This window comes from Vibrio sp. STUT-A16 (assembly GCF_026000495.1).
In the GTDB taxonomy this organism is placed as follows: Bacteria; Pseudomonadota; Gammaproteobacteria; order Enterobacterales; family Vibrionaceae; genus Vibrio; species Vibrio diabolicus.
This window is the reverse complement of the sequence record NZ_AP026765.1, coordinates 3,500,351-3,512,452: the sequence shown is the minus strand read 5'-3', so window position 1 is coordinate 3,512,452 and position 12,102 is coordinate 3,500,351. Positions and strand designations below refer to the sequence as shown.

The window sequence follows — 12,102 nt, the reverse complement described above, 5'->3', positions numbered from 1 at the left end:
TTAAAATAACGGCCAATTAACATAAAACGTCAATAGGTTCTCAATGAAATTCAGTGCAGTGATTCTTGCTGCGGGTAAAGGTACCCGTATGCATTCGAACATGCCTAAAGTGCTTCACACTTTGGCAGGGAAGCCAATGGCAAAACATGTGATTGATACATGTACTGGTCTTGGTGCACAAAATATTCACTTAGTATTTGGTCACGGTGGTGATCAAATGCAAACCACTCTTGCTGAAGAGCCAGTAAACTGGGTGCTGCAAGCGGATCAGTTGGGGACTGGCCATGCAGTTGACCAAGCATCTCCTCGCTTCGAAGACGATGAGAAAATTCTCGTGCTTTATGGTGATGTGCCATTAATCTCAGCTGAAACCATCGAGAACTTGTTGGATGCTCAACCAACTGGTGGTATTGCACTGCTTACAGTGATGCTTGATAACCCAACAGGTTATGGTCGTATTATTCGTAAAAATGGTCCTGTTGTTGCGATCGTTGAGCAAAAAGATGCAACGGAAGAACAAAAACAAATTAAAGAGATCAACACGGGTGTCATGGTTGCGACTGGTGGGGATCTCAAGCGTTGGTTGTCTGGCTTAAACAACAACAACGCGCAAGGCGAATACTACCTAACTGACGTTATTGCAGCCGCACACGATGAAGGTCGTGCCGTTGAAGCTGTACACCCAGTCAATGCCATTGAGGTGGAAGGGGTCAACGACCGCGCACAGCTTGCTCGTCTAGAGCGTGCTTTCCAATCAATGCAAGCTCAGAAGCTACTAGAGCAAGGTGTGATGCTACGCGATCCAGCACGCTTTGATTTGCGTGGTGAGTTGCAGTGCGGTATGGACTGTGAAATTGACGTGAATGTTATCATTGAAGGTAAAGTATCACTCGGTGATAACGTGGTTATCGGTGCTGGCTGTGTACTGAAAGATTGCGAAATCGACGACAACACCATCGTTCGCCCTTACAGTGTGATTGAAGGTGCAACGGTTGGTGAAGAATGTACCGTTGGTCCATTTACTCGCCTTCGTCCTGGTGCTGAGATGCGTAACGATTCCCATGTGGGTAACTTCGTAGAAGTGAAAAATGCGCGCATCGGAGAAGGCTCAAAAGCGAACCATCTCACTTACTTAGGCGATGCTGAAATCGGTCAACGTACGAACATCGGTGCCGGTACGATTACTTGTAACTACGATGGTGCGAACAAGTTTAAAACCATCATCGGTAATGATGTATTTGTTGGTTCTGATAGTCAGTTGGTGGCTCCTGTCACTATCGCTGATGGCGCAACCATCGGTGCAGGTACGACGCTGACAAAAGATGTTGAAGAAGGCGAGTTAGTGATTACTCGCGTCAAAGAGCGCAAAATTAATGGCTGGCAACGCCCTGTAAAACAGAAATAAGCAGTACCTGCACTCTGTTGCTATATTATCAAAGCCGCTCAACAAGAGCGGCTTTGTTGTTTCTAGCTAAAGGCTTCATCGTTAGTAACTGGGAATGGCGATGCGTTTTTCGAGCCAACGAACGGCTTGGGATACGAATAGAATGAGCAACAAGTACTCCAAAACGAGGAAGGTATAAATCTCTAGGGGTAAGTATTCATTCACCACCAGCTCATTGGCACGGCGAGTGAGATCGCTTAAACCAATAACACTGACTAAAGAGCTCATCTTGAGGATGTAGACAAATTGATTGCCCAGTGGCGGGAGAATTTGCCGAAACGCTTGAGGAAGAATTACCAAGCGCATCTTTTGCCAATAGCTTAAGCCCAAAGATTCAGCCGCTTCATGCTGGCCACGACTGATGGCTTGGATTCCACCGCGAAACACCTCCGCCATAAACGCACTCTCAGCAATGGTCAGTGCAATGACTCCTGCCCAAAAGTGATTGAGTGAAACATCCAATAGCGTTGGCATACCGTAATACACCCAAAGTAGTAAGACTAAAACAGGCACTGAACGGACTACCTCGACATAAATGCGGTTGATCCACTTCAAGTAGGGAGAGTTCGACAGAGCCGGTAGGGCGATGATTAAACCTAAGGTCATCGCAAATAACATACTGAGGAGTGATACTTGGATGGTGTCACTAAATCCGGCGATTAAAAACTTCAGATTGGTGAGTCCTTGCTCCGTGGAGGGATCGAGCACATACCAGCCCCATTGATAATCTGAGCAACCTGTGAGCAACAGCAGCGAAATCAGCCATAGAGTTCGAAAGGTCACATTTACTCCCTGAATTAACTAAAAAACTTCCATTGTTGCTGCTATGTTATCAATAGAGCTTTAATAAAGGTTAATCATTAAACCGTATAAGGTCACTATTTTTAAGGGAATAAAAATGAAAAAGATTTTACTAGCGCTAGGAATGTGTTTACTTGCTGCAACTCAAATTGCTCATGCTGAAAGCCGTCTTCAATCCATTTTAGACAGTGGTGTACTCCGTGTTGGAACGACGGGAGATTGGAATCCGATGACGATGAAAGACCCTGCAACCAACAGTTATCGTGGCTTTGATATCGACGTAACGACCGAGCTTGCTAAAGATCTCGGTGTAAAAGTAGAGTATGTAGCCACGGATTGGAAGACACTAGTCAATGGCATTACCGCCAACAAATACGATATTACTGGCAGCGCGTCCCTGAATATGTCGCGCGCGAAAGTCGCTGGATACAGCCAACCGTATTTCTACCTTGCCTTTGTACCCGTTGTGCAAAAGAAAGATCTCGCCAAATTCTCTGATTGGGCAGATTTTAATACGCCTGATGTGAAAGTCGCGGCGACACTAGGAACGGTGCAAGAAAAAATGGTGAAAGAGTTTTTCCCGCTGGCTCAACACATTGTGATTGAAGCGCCAGCGCGCGACTTCCAAGAATTACTAGCTCGCAGGGCCGATGTATCGGTGACGTCCAATGTGGAAGCAGCGACGTTGGTGGACAAGTTTAAACAACTGGCGATAGTACCAGTGACCGCTCCGCGTAAACCGACACCAATTGCGATGCTGTTGCCGCAAGACGATCAAGTATGGATTAATTACATCAACCATTGGGTTGAGCTGAAAAAGACCCAAGGCTTTTTCAAGCTGACTGCCAAGAAATGGGGGTTGAAAAGCTTATAAACAAAAAGAGCCGGATTACGCGGCTCTTTTTTATTATCTGAACAATTAAAGTTCGTCTTCACTCACTACACGAGCATTGTCTGGAGTCGTGAAGTGCTGAGACAATTCACGGTTAGATAAGATGTAACCCATCCAAAGACCACCCATACAGATGATGATTGCAACGCCCGTTACCATTTGAGCTTGGCTTGCCATTGCAGCAACTAATGCGCTTGATAGACTGCTCACAGTAATTTGTAAGCTGTTTTGCAGGCCTGCAGCTGTTGCAGGGCTTTGTTTAGCACTTGCCAACGCGCGGTTTACTACGATTGGGTATAGCGCACCATTGGCTACCGCAATTAAACAGAAAGGCGCTAGAATTGGCCAGATAGAAGACAGTTCCCATTGTGAGGCAATGAATATCATTATTGCCGCGACACTAAATAGTCCAATCAATTGACGTAGAACTTTTTCATCACCAAATTTACGAACGCCGACTTTACCCAAGTAACCACCAGCCATAAACGCGATAGTTTGTGGGATAAAGCTCAAACCAATATCTTTTGCTTCATAGCCTAGTTGCGCCATGATTTCTGGCATACCAGTTAGGTAAGCAAAGAATGCAGCCGAAGCCGTCGCAAACATAAACACGTTGCCAAGGTACTTTTTAGAACTCAGCAGCGCTTTGATGTCGGCAGACATACTGGTTTGTTTGATTTCTGCTTTCTCGTCTTTTTGGACCATTGTCGCAAAGACCAAGAAGACACCAACTAGTGTTAGCGTAATAAAGATACTGTGCCAGCCGAAGTTATCTGCCAACACTACCCCTAATTGAGGTGCTAGTGCTGGTGATAGCGCGACTAACGGCATGATCGTTGCGAAAATTTGCTGACTGCTGCTTGAGTAGCGTTTAATGACCATGGCTTGCCAGATCACGGCTGGTGCACATACACCGATAGCTTGGATAAAGCGCAGTGTCAGTAGTTGCCATACTTGGTCACAGAAAGCCAAACCGAATGACGCGATAGTAAACAGCACTAACCCGGCCGCGAGTGTATTGCGGTGGCCAAATTTATCGGATGCCAATCCCCACATTAGCTGGCCAACCGCCATACCAACTAGGAATACTGTTAAAGAGAGCGCTATTTGCTCAGGGCCTGTTGCAAAGTCGATTTCCATCGCTTTGAATGCTGGCAGATACATATCGGTAGCAACGAAGCCAAGCATCGATAATGCTGCCAGATAAATGAGCTGTAGTTTTGATATTTTCATGATTCAACCAGTCAAATTATTTAATCATTTTTTAATCAACATCAGTTGGCGCCAACCCTGATTTATTTACCTTATTATTCTATTTTTCGATTTTAAGAAAATAAAACGCTAAAATTGTTGGTTATCAATCAAATTTTTTGAAAGGTTAAATCATGTTCTCTAAAGCGTCTCTGGAAATGCTGGATACGGTTGCCCGTTTAGGCAGTTTCACCGCTGCGGCTGAGGTGCTGCATAAAGTCCCTTCAGCCATCAGTTATGGAGTAAGGCAGGTCGAGCAAGATTTAGATGTGGTGCTGTTTCGACGCTTACCGAGGAAAGTGGAGTTAACTCCAGCAGGTGAGCTTTTTATGGCTGAGGCGCGCTCTTTGCTGCGTCAAATGGAAGAGGTGAAAGCACAAACACGCCGAGCCGCTCAGGGATGGAAGAGTACATTAAAACTGACCTTAGATAACGTGGTGAAACTGGAGAAGTTAAAACCTTTGGTGGAAGATTTTTATCGCGAGTTTGAATTTGCTGAATTGCAGATCAATATGGAGGTCTTCAATGGTTCTTGGGAAGCTATAGCACAAGGACGAGCTGATATAGTCGTTGGCGCTACGTCTGCGGTTCCCGTTGGTGGGGATTTTGAAGTCAAAGATATGGGCGTATTGGATTGGGCATTTGTGATGTCTCCCGCTCATCCCTGTGTTCGCCAACAAGTGCTTACTGAAGAGTTTGTGAGTCAATTTCCGGCGATCTGCCTTGATGATACTTCGAACGTGCTGCCAAAGCGCCATACTGGCCATTACCCTCAACAACGCCGATTGTTACTACCCAACTGGTACAGTGCAATTGAATGTTTGAAAAATGGAGTTGGCGTGGGTTATATGCCACGTCATATTGCAACGCCACTGATCAATGATGGTGTGCTGGTGGAGAAGGTGATGCCAGATGATAAGCCGCTCAGTCATTGTTGCTTGGTCTGGCGCAAAGATGATAATCATAAATTGATCCAATGGATGGTGGATTACCTAGGATCGCCTAATCAGCTACATCAAGATTGGTTACAGTCATAAAAAAACACCTCGCAATAGCGAGGTGTTTTATTTGATATGTTTGGAGTGTGGCGTTTTATGACAAGAAGAACTTGTAAGACGGGTTGTCTGTTTCGTCTTTGCATTGATAGCCAAGTTCGCGCAAATGTGCCGAAAATTGAGCTAAATCCCCTTCATCTAACTCGAAACCACATAAAACGCGTCCGTAGTCGGCGCCGTGGTTACGGTAGTTGAACAAGCTAATATTCCAATGGGTACCAAGCGTGCTTAAGAATTTCAGCAAGGCACCTGGGTACTCTGGAAATTCAAAGCTGTAGAGTCGCTCTTTGAGTTGCTTCGATGGCTTCCCGCCGATCATGTAGCGAACGTGTAGCTTCGCCATTTCATCATCAGAAAGGTCAACCACCGGATAGCCACCTTCACGTAGATCGTGAATGATGTTTTCCAACTCTTCTTGACCGCCTTGCAGACGAACACCGACAAAGATATTAGCGAGTTCGTCATCGTTATAACGATAGTTAAACTCCGTAACTGCACGACCGCCAATCAAGTTACAGAATTCAAAGAATGCTCCTTGGCGTTCAGGGATCGTCACTGCCAATAAACCTTCACGTTTTTCACCTAACTCGCAACGTTCTGACACGTAGCGTAACCCGTGGAAGTTGGTGTTTGCGCCAGACAGTACCGTGCCTAGGTTTTTGTCTTTCAGCTTGTTCTGTTCAGCAAATTTCTTCAGCCCCGCCAGAGCAAGCGCCCCCGAAGGCTCAGCAATGGCGCGAGTATCTTCAAAGATGTCTTTCACAGCTGCGCAGATTTCATCACTAGAGACCGCAATGTGGCCATCAATGTACTTTTGGCACAGACGAAACGTCTCTTCACCAATGCGTTTTACAGCGACGCCATCGGCAAACATGCTGACCTGGTCTAATACTACTGGTTCACCTGCATCCAATGCCGCTTTGAGGCATGAAGAATCTTCTGGCTCGACCGCAATCACTTTGATTTCTGGCATGAGTTGCTTCACAAGTACCGCAACACCAGCGGCCAAACCGCCGCCACCGACAGGAACAAAGATGTAATCAAGGTGACCATTTTGCTGCAGCATTTCCATACCGATGGTGCCTTGACCTGCGATCACCAGTGGGTGATCAAAGGGGGGCACAAAAGTATAGCCATATTGCTCTGACAAACGTTCGGCTTCTGCTTTTGCTTCATCAAAGTTGCTGCCGTGTAGTACCACATTGCCACCAAAGCTGCGTACTGCGTCGACTTTGATATTCGGCGTGGTCTTTGGCATCACGATGGTGGTTTTGATGCCCAGCTTAGTGCCAGACAGCGCCATGCCTTGAGCGTGATTACCTGCCGATGCTGCGATGACACCAGCGGCTTTTTGTGCTTCAGTTAGGCTTGCCACCATGTTGTACGCACCGCGTAATTTAAATGAGTGCACGGGTTGGCGATCTTCGCGCTTGATTTGCACATTGTTACCAATACGCGCAGATAAACGAGGCATTTCTTGCAGTGGTGTTACTGTTGCGACTTCATACACCGGAGCGCGGAGGATTTGGCGCAGATAGTCTGCGCCAGTTTGATTTACTTTCTTTTCGGGTTGAGATTCCATCATTGCTAGCCCTCTAGCTTCGACTTGTCTCGTACTGCACCCTTGTCAGCACTGGTGGCCATGCTAGCGTACGCTTTAAGTGCAAAGGAAACTTCTCTTTGACGATCAACAGGTTTCCAGCCAAGTTCGTCTTGTTTTGCACGGCGCTCTGCAAGTTCTTGTTCAGACACTTCGAGTGAAATTGAACGGTTCGGAATATCAATCGCGATCATATCGCCCGGTTTCACCAGTCCAATAGCACCGCCGTTAGCGGCTTCAGGAGAAGCATGGCCGATAGAGAGTCCTGATGTACCTCCAGAGAAGCGGCCATCTGTTAATAACGCACACTCTTTACCTAAGCCCATCGATTTTAGATAAGTGGTTGGGTAAAGCATTTCTTGCATGCCCGGACCACCTTTTGGACCTTCATAACGGATAACAACCACATCACCGGCTTTCACTTTACCTCCTAAGATGCCTTCCACCGCATCTTCTTGGCTTTCAAATACCACAGCCGGACCAGTGAACTTAAGAATGCTTTCATCAACACCGGCTGTCTTAACGATACAGCCATCCAATGCGATGTTGCCTGATAGAACGGCTAGGCCACCTTCTTGGCTGAAGGCGTTGTCTTTCGCGCGAATACAACCTTCTGCACGGTCGTCATCAAGGCGATCCCAACGACAATCTTGCGAGAACGCTTGGGTGGTACGAATACCCGCAGGGCCTGCGCGGTAGAACTTAAGTACCTCTTCGTCTTCCGTTTGGATTATGTCGTATTTTGCCAACTGCTCTTTCATTGAAAGACCCAGTACGGTGCGAGCATCATTGTGCAGTAGACCTGCACGATCTAACTCACCGAGAATCGCCATGACGCCACCAGCGCGGTGTACGTCTTCCATGTGATATTTCTGGGTAGATGGTGCCACTTTACATAGGTGTGGTACTTGGCGTGATAGGCGATCGATATCTTCCATATCGAAATCCACTTCACCTTCTTGCGCTGCAGCCAACAGGTGCAAAATGGTGTTGGTCGAGCCGCCCATGGCGATATCCAGTGCCATTGCATTTTCGAAGGCATCATAAGTTGCGATGTTGCGTGGCAACGCGGATTCGTCATCTTGCTCGTAGTAACGACGAGTCAGTTCAACGATGCGACGACCTGCATTAAGAAACAGTTGTTCACGGTCTGCGTGCGTCGCCAGCATAGAACCGTTGCCCGGCTGAGAAAGACCCAGCGCTTCCGTTAGACAGTTCATCGAGTTTGCCGTGAACATGCCTGAACACGATCCACAGGTTGGACATGCGCTGCGTTCGATCTGCTCACTTTGCTCATCAGGTACTTTTGGATCCGCGCCTTGGATCATTGCATCAACAAGGTCTAGTTTGATGATCTGATCAGAAAGCTTGGTTTTACCCGCTTCCATTGGGCCACCAGAAACAAAGATAACCGGGATGTTGAGACGCATGGATGCCATCAACATTCCCGGAGTGATTTTGTCACAGTTAGAGATACATACCATGGCATCGGCACAGTGCGCATTGACCATGTATTCTACAGAGTCTGCGATAAGTTCGCGTGAAGGCAGTGAGTACAGCATGCCGCCGTGACCCATTGCGATACCATCATCAACCGCGATGGTGTTGAATTCTTTTGCGATGCCGCCGGCTTTTTCGATTTCACGTGCGACAAGCTGACCCATGTCTTTAAGATGTACGTGACCCGGAACAAATTGAGTAAACGAGTTCACCACGGCGATGATTGGTTTACCGAAGTCTTCTTCTTTCACACCCGTTGCACGCCACAGCGCGCGTGCCCCCGCCATGTTACGACCATGTGTGGTGGTAGCTGATCTATATTTTGGCATTTCTTAAATCCTTCTTACTTCTGTTCTGGGTACACATAGTCTAACCAGCCCCACTTATCTTCCGTGGTGCCGTCAAATAGGCCAAAGTAGGCTGCTTGTAGTTCTTTAGTGATTGGGCCGCGTTTACCTGTGCCCACTTCAATTTTGTCGATGGTTGCCACAGGCACAATTTCAGCTGCAGTACCTGTCATGAAGACTTCATCGGCAAGGTAAAGGGCTTCACGAGCAATGTTCGCTTCACGCACTTCGTAGCCTTTATCGCGTGCAATCGTCATGATCGAGTCACGAGTGATGCCCGGTAGAATCGCGCTAGTTGCTGGTGGTGTGGTGATTACGCCATCTTTGATAACGAAGATGTTTTCACCGGCGCCTTCCGATAGGTAACCATCTACGCTTAGCGCAATACCTTCGTCGTAACCGTGACGACGCGCTTCACCACCAACCAGTAGTGAAGATAGGTAGTTACCGCCGGCCTTAGCTGCTGTCGGGATGGTGTTTGGTGCCGCGCGGTTCCAGCTTGAAATCATCGCATCCACGCCTTTCTCTAGCGCTTCTTCGCCTAAGTAAGAGCCCCAAGGGAATGCCGCAATGATTAGATCCATTTCAGTGCCAACTGGTGGGCACACGCCCAAACCAACATTACCGACAAAACCTAATGGACGAATGTAAGCGCTATCGAGTTTGTTTTGGCGCAGTGTTTCGCGGGTCGCTTCCATGATTTCTTCTACAGAAAAAGGGATCGGGAAACGGTAAATCTTGGCGGAATCTTTTAAACGTTGTGCATGCTCACGGTGACGGAAGACAATTGGGCCTTTTGGTGTGTTGTAACAGCGCACGCCTTCAAACACGGATGTACCATAGTGCATTGCGTGAGTCAGAACGTGAACGTTCGCCTCTGCCCATGGAACCATCTCACCATTAAACCAAATGAAATCTGCAGTTTTCGTTGCCATTTGTTGCCTTCCTTATGCACTTACGTGTTGTTGTAAGTTGTGATTTGGCAGTTCATCGTTGCGGATTTTTAGCACCTCAACCTTACGAACGTCCCACAACTTCTCTATTTGATTGATCAAAAACGAGATTGGTCGATCGCTGTCGACGATGATCTCGACGCTGGCTACTTTACTTTCATGGTTTTGCGTAGCAGCGACTTGTTTGATCACGAAGCCTCGGTGACGAATCACACGTAGAACGCGCTCCAACAGTACCGGTTTGTCATCGGCTTTGATGTCGAGTAAATATCTGTCCATGCGATTGTCTCCTATGTATTTTCCAACATATCACTGTTTGATGCGCCAGGTGGCACCAATGGCCACACGTTTTCTTCTTCATCAATCAAAACGTGAAGTATGTAAGAAGTTTCACTCGCTAGCATCTCTTTCAGCGCTGGCTCCACTTCTTCTTTCTTGGTGATGGTCTTGCCCGGGATATCGAACGCTTTTGCTAGCATCACGAAATCTGGGTTGTCATCAAGAATGGTTTCGCTGTGGCGGCCGTCAAAGAACAATGACTGCCATTGGCGTACCATGCCAAGACGTTGGTTGTTGAGGAGAACAATCTTCACTGGAATTTGGCGGCGTTTCAGCGTACCCAATTCCTGCACGTTCATCATAAATGAACCGTCACCTGTAATAAGGATAGACTGATCATCAGGACGTGCGATTGCTGCACCCATCGCTGCTGGCAAGCCAAAGCCCATGGTGCCAAGGCCAGCAGAAGTGATGAAATTTTGTGGTTCGCGTGGCTGGATATGTTGCGCTGTCCACATCTGGTGCTGACCGACATCAGTCGAGACAATTGAGCTGTCTGGCATCATGTCTGACAGTTGTTTAAGCAATAGCGGTGCGTAGATTAACTCGCCCGGGTGGTCGTAACGCCACTTAAAGCCGCTGCGCAGACTTTCACTGTGATGAACCCACGGTGAGATATCTTGAGTCAGTTCTAGCTGAGGGAGAATGGTGTTGATGTCGCCACGTAATGGTGCGTTGGCGTGGCGCAGTTTATGAATCTCCGCAGCATCAATGTCGATGTGAATCACTTTCGCATTTGGTGCAAACGTATCGAGCTTACCCGTCACACGGTCATCAAAACGCGCGCCAACCACAATCAATAGATCAGCTTCTTGAACCACTAGGTTGGCGGCTTTGGTGCCATGCATACCCAACATACCAAGATAGTGGGGATCATGGCGTTCAATGGTACCGAGGCCTTTTAATGTGCTAACTGCAGGCATTGGGTTTAAGCGAAGAAATTCGCGTACTGCATCGGTTGCTTTCGCAAGTTGCACGCCACCACCAACATACAACACTGGGCGAGTAGATGCTGCCAGCACATCTTGCGCACGTTTGATATCTTCAGCGCTGACATCTTCGATTGCTGGTGCTATGTATGGAGGAAGAAGGTCTGTGGGTGCTTGAGCGAGTTGAACGTCTTTGGCGATATCGACAATGACTGGACCCGGACGACCGGTTTTTGCGACCTCAAAGGCTTCGGCAAGTGTCGGAGCTAGATCTTCAATTTCGGTCACGAGATAGCTGTGCTTAGTACAGGCTAGGGACATTCCGATCACATCCATTTCTTGGAATGCATCGGTACCGATATGAGAGCTAGCAACCTGGCCTGTGATGGCAACTAGAGGTACGGAGTCAAGGAAAGCGTCGGCAAGGCCGGTAACAAGGTTAGTGGCTCCTGGGCCAGAAGTTGCCATGCACACAGCAACGTCTTGAGTGGAACGAGCCATCCCGATAGCTGCCATAGCGGCCCCTTGCTCGTGACGGCATAGGATGTGTTCCACCCCACCGTCATACAAAGCATCATAGATTGGCATGATGGCCCCGCCGGGGTAGCCAAAAACGGTTTCGATGCCTTGCTGTCTTAAAGCGGCTACGACAAGTTGTGCACCAGTCATCGTAAACCTCCTTTGCTACGTTGTGGCTCGTAGCGATTGCCATATTTATTGCACTTCATGTGCACTCCCATTCTTCCCGTTAAACTGTCCGAGGGTTAGACAGATGACAACTTGTAGTTGTAAAAAAACCCCCGGACTTTTCAGTGCGGGGGTTTTTTGTAATTTGTGGTTACCTTTCGCCCACAATACCCCGCGCGGTGCCAATAATGACCACGATAATCAGGGCTAGCAGTGCGTTGATATGAGCGAAAAGGTTCATCTGTCTGTCGTTCTTTTTTCGTTAAAAAATGTTGTGTAATGTTCTACGAAATTGTTTGCGTCA

At 47.6% G+C, this 12,102-nt stretch carries 10 protein-coding genes; 3 read left to right on the top strand and 7 right to left on the bottom strand.

Translation table 11 applies throughout. The features are described from left to right. The first annotated feature begins 43 nt into the window (after positions 1-43). Entirely contained in the window at positions 44-1,405 is a 1,362-nt protein-coding gene (gene glmU, locus OO778_RS16565; RefSeq protein ID WP_005394079.1) for a bifunctional UDP-N-acetylglucosamine diphosphorylase/glucosamine-1-phosphate N-acetyltransferase GlmU, read from the top strand. Between the two features lie 81 nt (positions 1,406-1,486). Here the strand turns inward: glmU and OO778_RS16560 are convergent, their stop codons facing one another. Then, entirely contained in the window at positions 1,487-2,227 is a 741-nt protein-coding gene (locus OO778_RS16560; protein ID WP_031780374.1) for an amino acid ABC transporter permease, read from the bottom strand. Positions 2,228-2,342: 115 nt separating this feature from the next. On the opposite strand from OO778_RS16560, the gene OO778_RS16555 reads away from it, so the two are divergent. Next, on the top strand, positions 2,343-3,119 hold the full coding sequence (locus tag OO778_RS16555; RefSeq protein ID WP_005394073.1) for a transporter substrate-binding domain-containing protein: 777 nt from the start codon (positions 2,343-2,345) through the stop codon (positions 3,117-3,119). 45 nt (positions 3,120-3,164) lie between these two features. Here the strand turns inward: OO778_RS16555 and punC are convergent, their stop codons facing one another. Beyond that, a complete protein-coding gene (gene punC / locus OO778_RS16550) occupies positions 3,165-4,370 on the bottom strand; it encodes a purine nucleoside transporter PunC (RefSeq protein ID WP_074190057.1) in 1,206 nt (401 codons plus the stop codon). Between the two features lie 152 nt (positions 4,371-4,522). Between punC and punR the strand changes: the two genes are divergently transcribed. Beyond that, positions 4,523-5,425 carry a DNA-binding transcriptional activator PunR gene (punR, locus tag OO778_RS16545; RefSeq protein WP_005394068.1) on the top strand — a complete coding sequence of 301 codons (903 nt, stop codon included), beginning with the start codon at positions 4,523-4,525 and terminating at the stop codon, positions 5,423-5,425. Between the two features lie 55 nt (positions 5,426-5,480). On the opposite strand, the gene ilvA is transcribed toward punR, so the two are convergent. The 5 genes from ilvA to ilvG are packed head-to-tail and all read right to left on the bottom strand — an operon-like array spanning position 5,481 to position 11,780. Continuing rightward, a complete protein-coding gene (ilvA, locus tag OO778_RS16540; protein WP_074190056.1) occupies positions 5,481-7,028 on the bottom strand; it encodes a threonine ammonia-lyase, biosynthetic in 1,548 nt (515 codons plus the stop codon). A 2-nt stretch (positions 7,029-7,030) separates the two neighbouring features. Then, complete coding sequence (gene ilvD / locus OO778_RS16535; protein ID WP_258614849.1) at positions 7,031-8,872, bottom strand: dihydroxy-acid dehydratase; 1,842 nt, start codon at positions 8,870-8,872, stop codon at positions 7,031-7,033. Positions 8,873-8,886: 14 nt separating this feature from the next. Then, positions 8,887-9,825 carry a branched-chain-amino-acid transaminase gene (gene ilvE / locus OO778_RS16530; protein ID WP_005378953.1) on the bottom strand — a complete coding sequence of 313 codons (939 nt, stop codon included), beginning with the start codon at positions 9,823-9,825 and terminating at the stop codon, positions 8,887-8,889. Between the two features lie 12 nt (positions 9,826-9,837). Then, on the bottom strand, positions 9,838-10,122 hold the full coding sequence (ilvM, locus tag OO778_RS16525; protein WP_005378958.1) for an acetolactate synthase 2 small subunit: 285 nt from the start codon (positions 10,120-10,122) through the stop codon (positions 9,838-9,840). 11 nt (positions 10,123-10,133) lie between these two features. Next, positions 10,134-11,780: an acetolactate synthase 2 catalytic subunit gene (gene ilvG, locus OO778_RS16520; RefSeq protein ID WP_264910434.1), complete on the bottom strand. Its 1,647-nt coding sequence runs from the start codon at positions 11,778-11,780 to the stop codon at positions 10,134-10,136. Between the last annotated feature and the right edge of the window lie 322 nt (positions 11,781-12,102).